Origin of the sequence: Micromonospora sp. NPDC048905 (genome assembly GCF_040649655.1) — a bacterium.
Classification (GTDB): domain Bacteria; phylum Actinomycetota; class Actinomycetes; order Mycobacteriales; family Micromonosporaceae; genus Micromonospora.
Map to the genome: position 1 here is coordinate 353,775 of NZ_JBEZFV010000008.1, position 15,544 is coordinate 369,318.

General features: G+C 72.0%; 16 protein-coding genes. 7 read left to right on the top strand and 9 right to left on the bottom strand.

The window, feature by feature from the left end; translation table 11 throughout:
• Positions 1-99: 99 nt before the first annotated feature.
• Positions 100-1,113, top strand: a complete 1,014-nt coding sequence (locus AB0C01_RS22920) for a potassium channel family protein (RefSeq protein ID WP_357241056.1) — start codon at positions 100-102, stop codon at positions 1,111-1,113.
• A 124-nt stretch (positions 1,114-1,237) separates the two neighbouring features.
• Here the strand turns inward: AB0C01_RS22920 and AB0C01_RS22925 are convergent, their stop codons facing one another.
• Positions 1,238-1,717: a MarR family winged helix-turn-helix transcriptional regulator gene (locus AB0C01_RS22925; RefSeq protein WP_357241059.1), complete on the bottom strand. Its 480-nt coding sequence runs from the start codon at positions 1,715-1,717 to the stop codon at positions 1,238-1,240.
• 82 nt (positions 1,718-1,799) lie between these two features.
• Here AB0C01_RS22925 and AB0C01_RS22930 point away from each other — a divergent pair, with 82 nt between their 5' ends.
• Positions 1,800-2,444 carry an NAD(P)H-dependent oxidoreductase gene (locus AB0C01_RS22930; protein WP_357241062.1) on the top strand — a complete coding sequence of 215 codons (645 nt, stop codon included), beginning with the start codon at positions 1,800-1,802 and terminating at the stop codon, positions 2,442-2,444.
• Between the two features lie 70 nt (positions 2,445-2,514).
• Here AB0C01_RS22930 and AB0C01_RS22935 read toward each other — a convergent pair whose 3' ends face one another.
• The 3 genes from AB0C01_RS22935 to AB0C01_RS22945 all read right to left on the bottom strand — a co-directional run bounded on the left by AB0C01_RS22935 (position 2,515) and on the right by AB0C01_RS22945 (position 7,157).
• Positions 2,515-3,549 (bottom strand): 2-oxoacid:ferredoxin oxidoreductase subunit beta, encoded by a 1,035-nt coding sequence (locus AB0C01_RS22935; protein ID WP_357572077.1) that lies wholly within the window; start codon positions 3,547-3,549, stop codon positions 2,515-2,517.
• Positions 3,542-5,389, bottom strand: a complete 1,848-nt coding sequence (locus AB0C01_RS22940; RefSeq protein WP_357241068.1) for a 2-oxoacid:acceptor oxidoreductase subunit alpha — start codon at positions 5,387-5,389, stop codon at positions 3,542-3,544. The genes AB0C01_RS22935 and AB0C01_RS22940 overlap by 8 nt, the downstream gene beginning before the upstream one ends.
• A 298-nt stretch (positions 5,390-5,687) precedes the next feature.
• The gene (locus AB0C01_RS22945; protein WP_357241071.1) at positions 5,688-7,157 is read right to left on the bottom strand and encodes a hypothetical protein; all 1,470 of its coding nucleotides are present in this window, start codon (positions 7,155-7,157) and stop codon (positions 5,688-5,690) included.
• Positions 7,158-7,285: 128 nt separating this feature from the next.
• On the opposite strand from AB0C01_RS22945, the gene ndhC reads away from it, so the two are divergent.
• On the top strand, positions 7,286-7,663 hold the full coding sequence (gene ndhC / locus AB0C01_RS22950; RefSeq protein ID WP_088986508.1) for an NADH-quinone oxidoreductase subunit A: 378 nt from the start codon (positions 7,286-7,288) through the stop codon (positions 7,661-7,663).
• An 11-nt stretch (positions 7,664-7,674) separates the two neighbouring features.
• Here the strand turns inward: ndhC and folP are convergent, their stop codons facing one another.
• Positions 7,675-8,544 (bottom strand): dihydropteroate synthase, encoded by an 870-nt coding sequence (gene folP / locus AB0C01_RS22955; RefSeq protein ID WP_357572078.1) that lies wholly within the window; start codon positions 8,542-8,544, stop codon positions 7,675-7,677.
• A 153-nt stretch (positions 8,545-8,697) separates the two neighbouring features.
• Between folP and AB0C01_RS22960 the strand changes: the two genes are divergently transcribed.
• The 4 genes from AB0C01_RS22960 (at position 8,698) to AB0C01_RS22975 (ending at position 11,139) form a co-directional block, all read left to right on the top strand.
• The gene (locus AB0C01_RS22960; protein ID WP_357572079.1) at positions 8,698-9,360 is read left to right on the top strand and encodes a DivIVA domain-containing protein; all 663 of its coding nucleotides are present in this window, start codon (positions 8,698-8,700) and stop codon (positions 9,358-9,360) included.
• A complete protein-coding gene (locus AB0C01_RS22965) occupies positions 9,357-9,854 on the top strand; it encodes an SRPBCC family protein (RefSeq protein WP_357572080.1) in 498 nt (165 codons plus the stop codon). Before AB0C01_RS22960 ends, AB0C01_RS22965 begins: the two co-directional genes overlap by 4 nt.
• Positions 9,855-9,920: 66 nt before the next feature.
• Positions 9,921-10,502, top strand: a complete 582-nt coding sequence (locus tag AB0C01_RS22970; protein WP_357572081.1) for a DNA-3-methyladenine glycosylase I — start codon at positions 9,921-9,923, stop codon at positions 10,500-10,502.
• A 13-nt stretch (positions 10,503-10,515) separates the two neighbouring features.
• The gene (locus AB0C01_RS22975) at positions 10,516-11,139 is read left to right on the top strand and encodes a hypothetical protein (RefSeq protein ID WP_357572082.1); all 624 of its coding nucleotides are present in this window, start codon (positions 10,516-10,518) and stop codon (positions 11,137-11,139) included.
• On the opposite strand, the gene AB0C01_RS22980 is transcribed toward AB0C01_RS22975, so the two are convergent.
• The 4 genes from AB0C01_RS22980 to AB0C01_RS22995 are packed head-to-tail and all read right to left on the bottom strand — an operon-like array spanning position 11,136 to position 15,364.
• The gene (locus AB0C01_RS22980) at positions 11,136-12,377 is read right to left on the bottom strand and encodes a DUF1501 domain-containing protein (protein ID WP_357241089.1); all 1,242 of its coding nucleotides are present in this window, start codon (positions 12,375-12,377) and stop codon (positions 11,136-11,138) included. The two genes, AB0C01_RS22975 and AB0C01_RS22980, sit on opposite strands and share 4 nt — an antisense overlap.
• Before the next feature lie 14 nt (positions 12,378-12,391).
• Positions 12,392-13,690 carry a DUF1800 domain-containing protein gene (locus tag AB0C01_RS22985; protein ID WP_357572083.1) on the bottom strand — a complete coding sequence of 433 codons (1,299 nt, stop codon included), beginning with the start codon at positions 13,688-13,690 and terminating at the stop codon, positions 12,392-12,394.
• Positions 13,691-13,749: 59 nt separating this feature from the next.
• Positions 13,750-14,541 carry an enoyl-CoA hydratase-related protein gene (locus AB0C01_RS22990; protein WP_357572084.1) on the bottom strand — a complete coding sequence of 264 codons (792 nt, stop codon included), beginning with the start codon at positions 14,539-14,541 and terminating at the stop codon, positions 13,750-13,752.
• 4 nt (positions 14,542-14,545) lie between these two features.
• Entirely contained in the window at positions 14,546-15,364 is an 819-nt protein-coding gene (locus tag AB0C01_RS22995) for a PaaX family transcriptional regulator C-terminal domain-containing protein (RefSeq protein ID WP_357241098.1), read from the bottom strand.
• Between the last annotated feature and the right edge of the window lie 180 nt (positions 15,365-15,544).

Genomic DNA, 15,544 nt, shown 5'->3' on the forward strand with positions numbered 1-15,544 from the left:
GAGGGACGTCGGTCGTCCCTGCCCAACCCGGACGTGCCGGGGGCGGCGTACCCGCTATGTTGTGCTCGTGCAGGCGACGGTGGCGGGGCAGGTTCGACGGTGATCCATTTTCCCGCGCAGCGCAGGGGTCCGTTGAGCGCGCTGAGCCTGCGGCTCGCCGCCGCCCTGGGCCTGGTCTTCGCCGTGGTCGCCGCGGTCTACCTGGGCCGGGACGGCTACCGTGATGTCAACGAGGACGGCCTCACCCTGCTCGACTGCTTCTACTACGCGGTCGTGTCGCTCTCCACCACCGGCTACGGCGACATCACGCCCGCCGCGCCGTCGGCCCGGCTGGTGAACGTCCTCTTCATCACCCCGGCCCGAGTGATCTTCCTGATCATCCTGGTCGGTACCACCCTGGAAGTTCTGACCGAGCAGTACCGGACCGGCCGTCGCCTGTCGCGGTGGAGGAGAGCCGTGAAGGACCACGTCATCATCTGCGGCTACGGCACCAAGGGGCGCAGCGCCGTCTCCGCCCTGCTGGAAAATGGTCTGGACCGGTCGCGGATCGTGGTGGTGGAGCGCAGCGCCGCTGCCCTGCGGCAGGCCACCTCCGCCGGGCTGGTGGCGATCGAGGGCTCGGCGACCCGCTCGTCGGTGCTTAACGAGGCGCACGTGAAGAACGCGAAGGCCGTGATCATCGCGACCGACAGTGACGACGCGTCGGTGCTCGTCGCGCTCACCGTGCGACAGCTCACCGCCGGGCAGGTCCGGATCATCGCGGCGGCCCGCGAGGCGGAGAACGCGCCGCTGCTCAAGCAGAGCGGTGCGCATCACGTGATCGTCTCGTCGGCCACCGCGGGTCGGCTGCTCGGCCTGTCCACCTCGGCCCCGCCGCTGATCGACGTGGTGGAGGATCTGCTCACCCCCGGTCAGGGCATGGCGCTGGCGATGCGCTCGGCGGAGCGGGACGAGGTGGGTCGTTCACCACGCGAGTTGGACTCGTTGGTGATCGCCCTGGTGCGACGGGGCAAGGTGGTCACGCTGGCCGACCGGGCCGGTGCGGTGATCGAGACCGGAGACATGCTGGTGCATGTCCGCGACGATCGTCCGCAGTCGGCGACGACCTCCTGACCGTCCCGCCCTCGCACGCTTGACCGCCCGTCCCGGCGCAGCTTGTCGTCCGGCCGGTTGATCGTCCCGTCGTCGGGGTGGCGGTGCAGGCGCGTCGTCGGGGTGTTGGTGCAGGCGTGGCGCGTCAGAATGTGTCGTCGGCGGCGCAGATCGCCTCGGTGCAGCTGACCGGCGTCGTGGTGGAGGCCCGCCGCAGCAACTCGTAGAGCGTCTCCCGCTCGCTGGGAGCCAGCGCACCCAGCACCTCGTCCTCGGCTCCGGCGAGGGCACATTCGGCCTCGCTGAGGCGTTTTGCACCACTTTCGGTGAGTTCGACGACGTGCCGGCGCCGGTCCTCGGGTGAGCGGCGACGCTCGATCAACTGCTCCGCTTCCAGGTCGTTGAGCAGCCCGACGATGTTGGTGCTGTCCATTTCCAGGATGGAGGCGAGCGATTGCTGGCTGGTGCCGCCGCCGGCGCGCAGCACGGTGAGCGCGACCAGGTGCCGCGGCCGTAGGCCGAGTGGCGCCAGCACCGACTCCGACCGTAGCCGCATCCGCCGGGCCAGATGGTCCAGGAGCGCGCCAGAGCGGTGCTCCGAGGGGGCGGGCAGCGGGGCGGACATGTGACCCAGTCTACCGAGCTGATGGAACATCGGCCTGCTATAAATAGTTGGTGCTGCACAGACGATCCTTGGAGGAGGAATAATGCATCTGCTGCATATCGACTCGAGCATTCGGGGTGACTGGTCGGTCAGCCGTCGGCTCACCGCCCGCGCGGTCGACACCTGGCGCGCCGCCCACCCGGACGGCACGGTGACCTACCGGGACCTCGGCGCGGAACCGCTGCCGCACCTCGACGCGGCGGGTGGTCTGGCTCGGATGACTCCGCCGGACCAGCACACCCCGGCGCAGCGCGAATCCTGGGAACTCAGCGGGCGGCTGGTCGACGAGGTGAAGCAGGCCGACGTCGTGCTGCTCGGGCTGCCGCTCTACAACTACGGCGCGCCCAGCAGCGTCAAGTCCTGGGTCGACCACCTGATCGTCGCCGGCCTCACCTACGACCCGACGACCCAGGAGGGCCTGCTCGGCGGCCGCGAGTTCGTGGTGCTGGCCACCCGGGGAGGCGGCTACGGTGAGGGCACCCCGCGGCACGGTTGGGACCACGCGGAGCAGTGGCTCCCGCACGGTCTGTCGATGACCGGCCTGGAGCCGCGTTTCATCAGCACCGAGCTGACCCTGGCGCCCTCGGTGCCGGCGATGGCCGAGCTGATCCCGCTGCACGAGGCGAGCCTCGCGGCCACCGAGAAGGAGATCGACAACCTCTGGACGCCGGCCTCCGCCCAGCGCTGAGCCAGCACCGGCACGTACGAGAGCGGCCGCCCCCGGTTCGGGGACGGCCGCTCTCGTCAGGTCGGACAGGTCAGAGAATGGTCCAGGTGTCGCCACTGGTCAGCAGGCCGGCGAGCTGCTGCTCGGGGGTCTCGGTGACCGTCGCCTTGGCGGCCGCGAGCTGACCCTGCACCACACTGTCGTAGGACGGTCGGTCCACCGAGCGGAACACCCCGATCGGGGTGTTGCGCAGGTCCAGGCCGGGCAGCCGGGACAGCGCGAAGGCGTACGCCGGGTCGGCCACCGTCGCGTCGTGCACGACGATCTCCTCCGGGCGGACCGAGCTGGTCTCCCGGACCTCCAGGCCGAACGCGCCCGGCGGATGTACCACGCAGAACTGCCCGTCCGCGCCGAAGGTGATCGGCTGCCCGTGCTCCAGGCGGATCAGGTAGTCGTCCCGGGTGGACGGGTCCTTGAGCTGCTCGAACGCACCGTCGTTGAAGATGTTGCAGTTCTGGTAGATCTCCACGAACGCCGAGCCCTCGTGCTCGGCGGCGGCCCGCAGCACCGACTGCAGGTGCTTGCGGTCGGAGTCGATGGTCCGCCCGACGAAGCTGGCCTCCGCGCCGAGGGCGAGCGAGAGCGGGTTGAACGGGGCGTCCGCCGAGCCGGACGGAGTCGACTTGGTGACCTTGCCGACCTCGGACGTCGGAGAATACTGACCCTTGGTCAGACCGTAGATCCGGTTGTTGAACAGCAGGATCTTGAGGTTGACGTTGCGCCGCAGGGCGTGGATCAGGTGGTTGCCACCGATGGAGAGCGCGTCGCCGTCGCCGGTGACCACCCAGACCGACAGGTCCGGCCGGGACACCGACAGGCCGGTCGCGATCGCCGGGGCGCGGCCGTGGATCGAGTGCATCCCGTAGGTGTTCATGTAGTACGGGAAGCGCGACGAGCAGCCGATCCCGGAGACGAAGACGGTCCGCTCGCGGGGGATGTTCAGTTCCGGCATGAACTGCTGAATGGCCGCGAGGATCGCGTAGTCACCGCAGCCGGGGCACCAGCGCACCTCCTGGTCGGACTTGAAGTCCTTCGCGGTGAGCTTGAGGGCGACGGGCTCAGACATTCTTCAGGACCTCTTCCAGCGTCGTCTCCAGCTCGGTGGCCGTGAACGGCAGGCCACGGACCTGGTTGTAGCTGATCGCGTCGACCAGGTAGCGGGCCCGGATGACGTGGGCGAGCTGGCCCAGGTTCATCTCCGGGATGACCACCCGGTCGTACGCGCGCAGCACCGCACCGAGATTGGCCGGCATCGGGGCCAGGTGCCGCAGGTGCGCCTGGGCGATGGACAGCCCGCGCTGGCGCACCCCCCGGCACGCCGCGCCGATCGGCCCGTACGTCGAGCCCCAGCCGAGGACCAGCACCCGGGCGTCGCCGTCCGGGTCCTCCACCTCGATGTCCGGCACCGGAATCGCCTCGATCCGGGCGGCCCGGGTGCGCACCATGAAATCGTGGTTGGCCGGGTCGTACGAGATGTCGCCGGTCTTGTCGGCCTTCTCCAGGCCGCCGATCCGGTGCTCCAGCCCGGCGGTGCCGGGGATCGCCCACGGCCGGGCCAGGGTCTCCGGGTCACGCAGGTAGGGCAGGAAGGTGGTGCCGTCCTCGCCGTTGGGCTCGGTGGCGAACTCGACCCGCAGGTCGGGCAGCGACTCCACGTCGGGCAGCAGCCACGGCTCGGAGCCGTTGGCGACGTAGTTGTCGGACAGCAGGATCACCGGGGTGCGGTAGGTCAGCGCGATCCGGGCCGCCTCCAGCGCCGCGAAGAAGCAGTCCGACGGCGACCGGGGTGCGATCACCGCGACCGGGGCCTCGCCGTGCCGACCGTAGAGCGCCATGTTGAGGTCGGCCTGCTCGGTCTTGGTCGGCATGCCCGTCGACGGGCCGGCGCGCTGCACGTCCACGATCACCAGGGGCAGCTCCAGCGCCACCGCGAGGGAGATCGTCTCGCTCTTGAGTGCCACGCCGGGGCCGCTGGTGGTGGTCACACCGAGCGCTCCGCCGTACGACGCGCCCAGCGCCGCGCCGACCGCGGCGATCTCGTCCTCGGCCTGCACGGTCGTGACGCCGAAGCGCTTGTGCTTGCTCAGCTCGTGCAGGATGTCCGACGCGGGCGTGATCGGGTACGCGCCGAGGAAGACCGGCAGCCCGGAGCGGACCCCGGCGGCGACCAGCCCCAATGAGAGCGCCGCGTTGCCGGTGATGTTGCGGTAGGTGCCCGGCTTCATCTTCGCCGGCTTGACCTCGTAGCGGACGGCGAAGTCCTCGGTCGTCTCGCCGAAGTTCCAGCCGGCCCGGAAGGCGGCGACGTTGGCCGCGACCAGCTCCGGACGGGACGCGAACTTGCGCTCCAGGAATCGCAGCGTCGACTCGTAGGGCCGCGAATACATCCAGGAGAGCAGGCCGAGGGCGAACATGTTCTTCGACCGCTCGGCGTCCTTCTTGGACACCTGGTAGTCGGCGAGCGCACCGACGGTCATCGAGGTCAGCGCCACCGGGTGCACGACGTAGCCGGCCAGCGAGTCGTCGTCCAACGGGCTGGCCTGGTAGCCGACCTTGGCGAGGTTGCGCTTGGTGAACTCGTCGGTGTTGACGATGATGTCCGCGCCGCGCGGCAGGTCGGCCAGGTTGGCCTTGAGGGCCGCCGGGTTCATCGCCACCAGCACGTTGGGCGCGTCGCCCGGGGTGAGGATGTCGTAGTCGGCGAAGTGCACCTGGAAGCTCGACACACCGGGCAGGGTGCCGGCGGGAGCCCGGATCTCGGCGGGGAAGTTTGGCAGCGTGGAGATGTCGTTGCCGAGCTGCGCCGTCTCCGAGGTGAACCGGTCGCCGGTCAGCTGCATGCCGTCGCCGGAGTCACCGGCGAACCGGATGACCACCCGGTCGAGCTGACGGATCTGCTTGGTCACTGTGCCACCTTCGTTCGCGACTGCGGGGCTCGCAGAAGCTCGCCTTGCCCGGCCACGGGACCTCCTTGACGCGACGTTTCGCCGCACCGCCCCAGGCTGGTCCGGCCGCTGTCGTACCTCTTCTGAGAGCCTACGTCTAAGGGAGCCCTAACCATCGCCGGAGGTCCGCCGACTGGGACCGGAATGGGAGTAGGAATATCCGACTTTGCGAGCTTTTGCCCCGCCCGCCGTAATTCAGATCACCAGAGGTTGCACGCCGGCGGCACCGAACACACGCGGTCCGGGGCCGCTCGTCGATTCAGTCGGCGGTGTGCGACACCGGCTCGGGCGCCGGGCCGGACAACCGGCGGCGCAGCGAGATGGTGGCCAGCGTGAGGGCCAGCACCACCAGCAGCGTGGAGACCACGATCAGGATGATCGCGGTACGCCGTACCGAGGTCGTTCCGTCGTCGTCGGCAGCCCCTCCGGGAAGCACGCCCTGGGATCCGGCCGGCGCGGGCGGTGAGACCACGGGGGTGGCCAGCGCGGCCGCGGCGGTGATCCGGAAACTCATCTGTACCTGCCGGGTCGCGCCGCTGCGTGGGTCGAGTTGGGCGATCACGGCACCGGACAACGGTGCCTCCCGCTGGGCCTGCGGCGTCGCCTCCACCGGCAGCCGCAACTCGGTGGTCCGGCCCGCCGCCACCGTGCCCACGTCGCAGCGGATCCGGCTCGGGTCGGACGCCACGCAGCCGGACGGCGGGGTCGGGATGGTCACCCCGGCTGGCAGGACGACCTCGACCCGGCCGGCGGCGTCCACCGCGCCGGTGTTGCCCAGCCGAAGCGCGAGGGTGCTGGCGGTGCCGCTGATGTCGAAGGCGACCTCGTCGGCGGCCAGCGTGATGCCGGGAACCGGGGGACCGGGCGGGAAGAGCACCGCGAAGCCCTGGTCGTCGACCGCTTCCCCGGGCACCCCCGGCGCGTCCGCGACGACCTGGACGGAGCCGGCGAGGGGCATCTTCTGCCATGCGGTGCCGTCGACCCGCAGGCGGAGCAGAGCGCTGAACCGGACGCCGGCTTCGACCGTCCAGGCCCCACAGTGGTACGTACCTCCGCCGGCGGCGGCGCAGCCCTTCGTCCCCGCGTCGGTCAGCCCGACCGGCAGCGTGTACGAGAGGCGGATCCGTTGCGTCGTCGTGCCGGTGTTGTTGACCGTGACCTGCAGGGTGGTGGCCGTGCTGGCCGCGTTCCAGTACGCCTTGGAGAGCGTCACGTCCTGGGTGGTGACCTGCACACCGAGCGGATTCGCCGGCGGCGCCTCCGCACCCGGGGCGGGCGGCCGGACCGGCGGGGCCGGAGGCGCCGGCAGCACCGGGGGTGCCGGAGGTGCCGGGGGTGCCGGTGTGGCTGGTCCGCCCGGCGCGGGCGCGTTGTTGCTCGGTGCCGGCGGCTGCGTTTCCGGCGGCGGCGCGGTGGTCTCCGGTGCCGGCGGCTGCGTTTCCGGCGGCGGCGCGGTGGTCTCCGGCGCCGGGTTGGTCGGCTCCGGAGACCCGCCCGGCTCCTCGGTCGGAGGCGGCTCGTCCGTCGGGCTGGTCTCCGGCTCACCCCCGGGTTCACCGACCGGGTCGGTAGCCGACACGACCGGGTCCGCCTCCGGCGTCGCCGCGCTGGCCCAGGCCGGCCCCACGGCGAGCGCCGCGAGCAGACCGAGCGCCAGCGAGGTCCCCAGCAGGGACATGGGGTGCCGCCCCGCCGCCCGCTTACCGGGCGATGCCTTCAGGCGGGCCATCTGTCCTCCGGTGCATGGGTGGGTGTCCAATGGTCGGTAACAGTTGCCCCGGCGCACTAGTCCCGACAGGAAACAAATCCGTAACGTGTTTGGGACGGCCCTGACGGGCGGACGGTAGGCTCCCGACTGTGACCGGATACCTGGGCTCGTACGCGACGCTCGGGCTCTTGCTGCTCGCCAGCGTTCTGTTCTTTGTTACGGCGTTCTCGGCCAACCGGGTGTTACGCCCCGCGCGTCCGGCCGACCCGCCGGGCAAGCGGGCCAGCTACGAGTGCGGGCTCGACCCGGTCGGCGCGGACTGGGCGCAGATGCAGATCCGCTACTACGTCTACGCGTATCTGTACGTGCTGTTCGCGGTCGAGGCGGTGTTTCTCTTCCCCTGGGCGGTGGTCTTCGACCGGCCGGGCTTCGGCCTGGTGACGGTGGTGGAGATGGCGGTGTTCGTGGCCGTGCTCGCACTCGGCATCCTCTACGCCTGGCGTAGGAACATCCTCCGCTGGACCTGACCGTCACCGCGTCAGGCCAGGCCCCGGCGGCTTGCCGACGGTGGGCGGTCGCCGCGGATCGAGGCCACCATGTCCAGCACCCGGCGGGTCGGGCCGACCTGGTGAGCCCGGAACACCCGGGCGCCCAGCCAGGCCGAGACCGCCGTCGCGGCGAGCGTCCCCTCCAGGCGTTCCGGCACCGGGAGGTCCAGGGACTCACCGATGAAGTCCTTGTTGGAGAGCGCCACCAGCACCGGCCAACCGGTGTCGGTCAGCTCGCCCAGTCGGCGAGTGATCTCCAGGGAGTGCCTGGTGTTCTTGCCGAAGTCGTGGGCCGGGTCGATGAGGATGCCGTCGGGGCGTACCCCGGCTGCGACCGCTCGCTTGGCGAGCCCGGTCACCGTCGCGACCACGTCGGTGACCACGTCGGTGAAGGCGGCCCGGTGCGGCCGGGTCCGGGGGACCAGGCCGCCGGCGTGCGAGCAGACCAGGCCCGCGCCGGTGCGCGCGGCCACCCGGGCCAGGGTCGGGTCTACACCCGACCAGGTGTCGTTGAGCAGGTCGGCGCCGGCCGCCACGGCCTCCGTCGCCACCTCGGCGCGCCAGGTGTCGATGGAGATCACCACCTCTGGGAACGCGACCCGGACGGCGGCGATGGTGTCCACCGTGCGGCGGATCTCCTCGACGACGTCCACCTCCGCGCCGGGGCCGGCCTTGACGCCGCCGATGTCGATGATCGCCGCACCCTCCGCCACGGCCCGCTCCACCGCGCGCAGCGCGCTGTCGGCGGCGTAGGTGGCCCCCCGGTCGAAGAACGAGTCCGGGGTGCGGTTGACGATCGCCATCACCACCAGCTCGTCGGGGGCGAACGTGCGCCCACCCAGCCGAAGCGCCCCGGCCATGCCCGCCTCCCGAGAGTCCGCCGTCGCTGCCACGTCGGCCGACCCCGACGCTAGTCGCTGGTCCGACCGCAACTCCGGGCGGCGTCGGTACGGATCGTGATCGGGACGGGTGGCGGGGTCGCTCCCGGCCGGCTGCCGTGCCACGATCAGTACATGGGTCAGCTTCTGCTCCTCCTGGTCGTGGCGTTGACGGTCGCGGCGGTGATATTCGGCGTGACGGTGCTGGTCAGCGGCCGTGATCCCGGTCTGGCGCCCGCCGAGCCGGATTCGCAGGCCGTGGCGCTGCCCGGCACCCGGCCACTGCGCGAATCCGACGTGGGGGCGGTCCGTTTCGACACCGCGTTGCGCGGGTACCGGATGTCCCAGGTCGATCAGGCGATGCGACGTGCCGCCTACGACATCGGCTACAAGTCGGAGCTGATCGGCGTACTGGAGGCGGAGGTCACCGCGTTGCGTGCCGGCCGTATCGACGACGCGGACGTGCTGCGCGACGCTCGTGTTCGGTCCGTCAGCAAGGCGACGACCGCGGACGCCGCCGAGTCCGACACCGCCGAGTCCACCACCGCCGAGTCCGACGCGGCGACGTCCGACGCGGCCGGGCCGCCGGCCGACGCGACCGGCTCCGGGGCTGCCCCGGTCGGCTCGACCAGCGCGGGCCTGGAACCCACCGCCACCGCGTCACCCGCGGATTCCGACGGTGTGGCGCCGGCCGCCGTGCCGTCCGGTGGTACGACGGGCGATCCTGAGCAGACCGACGGCGCCTCCGCCGACGGCACCGGGCAGCACGGCGCGACGGTTCGGTCGGAGTCGGCGTGACCGGCCCGGGGGGCGCCGACGATCTTCGGGAGGCCGCCCAACCCGGTGCTGGTGAGGTAACCGCCACGGTGATCGTCGACGCCCCCGCCGAGCGGGTCTTCGCCGCCCTGCTCGCCTGGGAGCGGCAGTCCGACTGGATCCCGTTCACGCGGGTGCGCGTGGTCGAGGGCGACGGGCGCGAGGGCAGCCGCATCGAGGCCGTGACGGCGCTCGGCCGGGCCGTGCTGCGCGACGAGATGCGGGTGGTCCGGGTCGACGAACCGTACGAGATCGGCGTGGTGCACTACGGGCAGTTGCTGCGCGGCCCGGGTGTGCTGCGCTGCACCCAGCTGGGTCGGGACCGTACCCAGGTCGTCTGGCACGAGTGGTTCCACCTGCCGGGCGGCCGGGCCGGTCGACTGGCGTGGCCGGTGCTCTGGCCCGGCTCCAAGCTCGGCCTCACCCAGGCGCTGAAGAGGTTCGCCCGTCTGGTCGAGCAGGGCCGGCTGCCCTGACCGCGCCGGCGGCCAGCCGGTGCCGGCGGCGGTGGGGTGTCGGAGCGATGCCCTAGCGTGTACGACGTGACTGACCTGGTGATCGGCGTCGACGGGCTGGCCCGCTGCGCCTGGGGGTCGAGCACCCCTGACTACGCCATCTACCACGACACCGAGTGGGGTCGGCCGCTGCGCGGAGACGACGCGCTCTACGAGCGGATGACGCTGGAGGCGTTCCAATCCGGGTTGTCCTGGCTGACCATTCTGCGCAAACGCCCGGCGTTCCGGCTGGCCTTCGACGAGTTCCACATCCCGACCGTCGCCGGATACTCCGACGCCGACGTGACCCGGCTGCTCGCCGACGCCGGCATCGTCCGCAACCGGGCCAAGATCGAGGCGGCGATCGCCAATGCCCGCGCCGCTCTGGAGGTGCCGGAAGGGTTGTCCGCGCTGCTCTGGTCCTACGCCCCGGAGCCCCGACCGGCCCGCCCCGCCTCGTTCGCCGAGCTGGCGCCGATCACCGCGGAGTCGACGGCGATGGCCAAGGCGCTCAAGAAGCGCGGCTTCCGGTTCGTCGGCCCGACCACCGCGTACGCGCTGATGCAGGCCACCGGCATGGTCGACGATCACATCGTCGGCTGTCACGTCACCCTTCCCGCGGCGACATGATGGGATGGCAGGCATGACGACCGAGACCGCGTACCGGGCCGGTGGATCCGGCCGTGCCGACGGCGTGGGCGCGTGGGCCGTGCTGCTGCCGGCCGAGCGGTACGAGGCCGAGCGGCTCGTGCACCACGACACGCTGGAGTTGACCGGGCTGACCGACAGCAGCCGGCCGAGCACGGGAGACCAGGTGGCGGTGCTCGTCGACGCGCCGCCACGGCTGGTCGCGCTCGGCCGGGTCCGCGCGCCGGGTCGCCGTCACCGCGAAGACCCGGACGACCCGCAGTCCTCGGTCGAGCCGGGGACGGTCGTGGTGTCGTACACCCGGCGGGTTTTCGACGAGCCGGTGCCGGCCGACCTGCTGACGCTCGACGGGCCGGTCACCGCGTTGGAGCCGGCGGCCTTCCGGGCGCTGGCCGACCAGCTCGGCCCGCCCCCGGAGCGGCGCACCTGGCTGGTCAGCCTCGACCTGCCGATCGAGGCCGGCACGCGGGCGGAGGCGGTCCGGCTGTTCTGGTCGTACGTGCAGGAGTTGGGTCCGCGTGAGCTGCCCGCCTTCGTCTCGCCGTCCGACGACGAGCTGGCCATGCAGGCGTTCGTGCTGGGCGCGGAGGCCAACCAGGACCCGGAAGAGGACGACTAGAACAGCTTGTCCACGCGTCCCCGCCAGTCGGCGAGGATCGGTCCCGGGTCGGTGTCCAGCACCCGTTCCAGCAGCGTGGCGTAGACGTCCCGGAAGTCGGTCGTGTATTTCAGGTCGCCGTCGTCGAGATCGGTGAGGCTCGGCGGTGCACCGTGCCAGCCGCCGCGCACCCCGGCACCCAGCAGCAGCACGTCCGAGGCGGTGCCGTGGTCGGTGCCGTCCGAGGCGTTGGCCCGGACGCGGCGGCCGAACTCGGAGTAGACCGCCACCACCACCTTCCGACCCGCCTCGGTGCGGCTCATCCGGTCGGCGAACCCGGTCAGCGCCCGGTCCACCTGACCCAGCAGGACGGCCTGCAACTGCTTCTCGTCGGCGTGCGTGTCGAAGCCACCGAGCGACACCGAGAAGGCCCGGGTGGACACTCCGGCCTCGACGCACTGCGCGACCAGGTCGAGTTGCGCGTCCAGCGGGGTGCGGGCACCGCCGGTCGCCGTCGCGGGCGCCTGCTCGCCGTCCGGTTCCGCCGCGTCCGGGTCGGCGGAGTCGCGTACCTGGCGGATCATCTCGTCCACCGACCGCAGGTCGGCGAAGCAGGCGGCGGCCCGGCCCCGGGCCGCCGACTCACCCGCCTCGGCGGCGGCGAGCGCGGTCAGTGTCTCGGCGGGCAGCCCCTTGGCGGCCTTCCGGTCGGCCACCGGCACGGCGGCGCCCGCGCTCCGCTCCCCGGCCAGCAGTGGCGGCAGCGCCGGCTCGAAGGAGACCGCCAGCCGGGGGTCGCCACCGACGGAGTCCAGCCAACGACCCAGCCAACCGGTGTTTCCCGGCCGGTCCGGCTGCGCGGTGTGCCAGATGTCCATCGACCGGAAGTGGCTGCGGTCCGGCTTCGGGTAGCCGACCCCGCGCACGATCGCCAGCCCACCGCCCGACCAGCGCCGGTGCAGACCGGCCAGTGCCGGGTTGAGGCCGAAGCCGTCGTCCAACCGCAGCACCTCCCCGTCGGGGTACGCCAGCTCGGGACGGGCCGCCCGGTAGGCCGGATCGCCGTACGGGATGACCGTGTTGAGCCCGTCATTGCCGCCGTAGAGGGTCACCAGCACCAGCGTGCGGGCCTCTGGATCACGGTCCCCGCCGGTGTCCAGCAGGTCCCGCAGGCGGTACGCGCCGGCGCCGGCGGCCAGCGCGCCCGCGCCGACCACCCCGCTGGTCAGCAGGAACCTGCGTCGGGTCTGGGTGTCCATGTCGACTCCTCCGCTCAGCTGACTGTGTATTCGGGACTGACCAGGCCGGCGGCCAGCAACTTGCGCGGATCGCCGGCCAGCGGGGTGAGGGCGGCCCGGGTACGCGCGCTCCAGCCGTCGACCACCAGCAGTCGCGCCAGCGCGTCCGGCCGGCCGGCGGTGGGCGCGGCGGTCAGCCGGGCCAGCACCGTGGGATTCACCGCGGCGGCGAGCATCCCGGCCGTCCGCAGCCGTGCCTGCAACGACGAGGTGGTCAGCCAGGCGGCCCCGGCCGGCCAGCCGCCCACGCTCGGCGGTCGCAGCGGCACCTGGTCGAGCGCGTTCAGGCCGGCCAGTAGTTGCTTGTGCTCCTGCTCGGGCAGGGCGGAGGGTCGGATGCCGAGCTGCCGCAGCGCCCCGACCAGCCACTCCACCGGCTGCTTGACGAGCGTGCCCCTGGTCTGGGCGAAGGCCGGTGCCGAGAGGATCGCCCGCAGGGTCGCGATGGTGTCCGCGCCGGCCAGGCCCTCCGGTGCCGGGACGTCGGTGCCGGCGTAGCGGAACCAGAGCCGGCCGGCCACGAACGTCGCCGCCGCGGGCTGGGCGGCCAGCAGCCCGGCGTACGCCTCGGCGTCGAACCGGCCGCTCTGCCCGAGGATGGTCTTCTCGCCGGGGTCGTGCCGCTTGGCCTCGAAGCGGGCCGTCCCGGTACGCCTGTCGACCACCCAGCCCGTCAGGGCGCGCGCGCCGGCCTTCACGTCGGCCTCGGTGTAGGCGCCGATGCCGAGGGTGAACAACTCCATCAGCTCGCGGGCCAGGTTCTCGTTCGGGGCCTTGCGGGTGTTCTTCTGCCCGTCCAGCCAGATGATCAGGGCGGGGTCGCGCACCATCGCGGTGACGAGCGGGGCCAGTGGCCCGCGTCCGTGCCGGCGCAGCGTGTCCAGTTGGCCCTGCATCACCCGGGCCGACTTGACCTTCTGCGCGCTTGTCGCCCAGTGCCCGTGCCAGAAGAAGAGCAGCTTCTCGCTCAGCCCGTCCTCGGCGGCCACCATCCGGTCCAGCCACCAGGCGGTGACCTGCTGGAGCTGCTTGCGCCGCTCCGCGTTGGCCTGCTGCCGCTGCTCGCGGGTGGAGTCCTTGGTCAGCCCGGCGTACGGGTCGGCGGACAGCGTGGGGATCGGCGTGGCCGCCGCACCCCGGTCCGTCGCGGGCGGGGTGAGCAGCCGGTCCAGGGTCGCTGCCGGACCGGCCCGCTCGGCGGCGTCCACCTCGTCTGCGGTCGGCCCGAAGGTGGCCCGGCGCAGCAGGTGCGCCACCGCTTCACGATCGCTCATACCGGCCGACGTTAGGCCGCCCGTGTTCGAGGACGGTAAGGGCGGCGTGCGAATCGCGTTCAGCGTCCCTCGAAGACCGGTTTCTGCTTGCCGACGAAGGCGAACGTGGCCGCCCGGTGGTCGGCGGTGGAACCGCAGATCGACTGGGCCTGCGCCTCGGCCGCGAGGGCGTCGGCGAGGGTGCCGGCGTCGGCGATGGAGAGCTGCCGCTTGATCGCCCCGTAGGCGACCGTCGGGCCGGCGGCGAGGCGGGCGGCCAGCTCCTGGGCGGTCGGCAAGACCAACTCGTCGTCATCCACCAGGCGGTTGAGCAGGCCGATCCGGCAGGCCTCCTCGGCACGGACGGGCTCGGCCAGCATCAGCAGCTCCACCGCCTTGGCGTGGCCGACCAGCCGGGGCAGGGTCCAGGAGGCGCCCGTGTCGGCGGCGAGGCCGACCTTGGCGAAGGCCATCAGGAAGCTGGTGGTCGGGCCACCGATGCGGATGTCGGCGAGGAAGGCCAGCGACGCGCCCGCACCGGCGGCCATGCCACGGACCGCGGCGATCACCGGCTTGGGCAGGTTGGCCAGCCGGGCGGCGATCGGGTTGTAGTGCGCCCGCACGGTGCCCAGGGGATCGTTCCCGGAGCTTTCCAGCGTCGCCACGTGCTCGCGCAGGTCCTGACCGGCGCTGAACGACCCGCCCGCCCCGGCCAGCACGACCGCCCGGCAGGACCGGTCGGTCTCCAGCTCCGCCAGGGCGTCCCGCAGCGCCTCCTTCAGCGCCACGTCGAGCGCGTTCATCGCGTTCGCCCGGTTCAGCGTGAGGGTGACGACGGCGTCGGTCCGGTCGACCAGCAGCGGCTCGGTCACGTGTCTAACGACCCTTCTGTCGGACGAGGCGGTTGCCGGCGTCGAGGCACTGTTCGACGTACCGGTCCGCGGCCGGACGCAGGCGGGCCGCGTGCCGGTCGAAGAAACTGGCCGCGGCGGTGCCGGGCCAGCGTTCGGGCAGCAGCGCCGGGGGTAGCTGCGGGTCCCGGAAGAGGAACGTACGCCACGCGTGCACCAGCCGGAACCGGGTCGCGTACGCCTCCTCGTCGCTGCTGCGCACGGTCACGGCGGAGAGCAGTGGGCGCTGGTCCGCGACGAACTGCTCGTAGGCGCGGCCGATCTCGGTCAGGTCCCATGCTCGCCGGACCACGCCCATCGCACCGGGGGTGCCGGCGAAGTGTGCGGCGTTGAACCGCTCGAACCGGATGCCGGCCTCGGCGAGGATCAGGTCGACGTCCTCGGCGGGACGGGTGGCGACCCAGGTCTGCTCGTCGAGCGTGCCGTAGCCGAGGAAGCTCAGGTTCGCGGCGAGCCGCTGGCGGTCCCGTCGGGAGCCCGGGGCCTCCAGCACCAGCAGATCGAACCGGCCGTCCCAGGTGACCCGGCCGGTCCGGTAGATCCGGGAGGCCGCCTCGTCGAGTCGTCGGGCGGCTTTCGGTGTGATCGAATATCCCGGTCCGGAGATCAACCGGAGCGGTTCGAGCCAGCCCTGACGCACCATCCGGGACACGGCGGTGCGAACGGCTGGCGGTGCGATTCCCAGCGGCGCCAGCAGTTTGACCAGGGCAGCAACCGGTGCGCGGCCACCCCTCGGTCGGAGGTGGTCGCCGTACAGGTCGAAGAGTGCCGACCGTGCCTGCATGACCGCACATTGTGACAGGCCTTCTCAAGATAAGCTAGATGCTGTTACATCAATGCTGCTCCGGTTTGGGTCCGGCGGTGTTCATCAGGGAAAATCGCTGTCGACACCCCCGCGACCGTTGCGGGTGGTCGTGACGAAGTGGCTGTGGGGCAACCCACCGACCCTGGTGTAGGTCTGAGG

Coding starts and splice junctions, on each gene's coding strand:
- AB0C01_RS22925 (WP_357241059.1), bottom strand. CDS start 1,717: ATGTCCGCCCCGCTGCCCGCCCCCTCGGAGCACCGCTCTGGCGCGCTC.
- AB0C01_RS22960 (WP_357572079.1), top strand. CDS start 8,698: ATGGGTCAGCTTCTGCTCCTCCTGGTCGTGGCGTTGACGGTCGCGGCG.
- AB0C01_RS22995 (WP_357241098.1), bottom strand. CDS start 15,364: ATGCAGGCACGGTCGGCACTCTTCGACCTGTACGGCGACCACCTCCGA.
- folP (WP_357572078.1), bottom strand. CDS start 8,544: ATGGCCGGGGCGCTTCGGCTGGGTGGGCGCACGTTCGCCCCCGACGAG.
- AB0C01_RS22975 (WP_357572082.1), top strand. CDS start 10,516: ATGACGACCGAGACCGCGTACCGGGCCGGTGGATCCGGCCGTGCCGAC.
- AB0C01_RS22985 (WP_357572083.1), bottom strand. CDS start 13,690: ATGAGCGATCGTGAAGCGGTGGCGCACCTGCTGCGCCGGGCCACCTTC.
- AB0C01_RS22935 (WP_357572077.1), bottom strand. CDS start 3,549: ATGTCTGAGCCCGTCGCCCTCAAGCTCACCGCGAAGGACTTCAAGTCC.
- AB0C01_RS22980 (WP_357241089.1), bottom strand. CDS start 12,377: ATGGACACCCAGACCCGACGCAGGTTCCTGCTGACCAGCGGGGTGGTC.
- AB0C01_RS22945 (WP_357241071.1), bottom strand. CDS start 7,157: ATGGCCCGCCTGAAGGCATCGCCCGGTAAGCGGGCGGCGGGGCGGCAC.
- AB0C01_RS22930 (WP_357241062.1), top strand. CDS start 1,800: ATGCATCTGCTGCATATCGACTCGAGCATTCGGGGTGACTGGTCGGTC.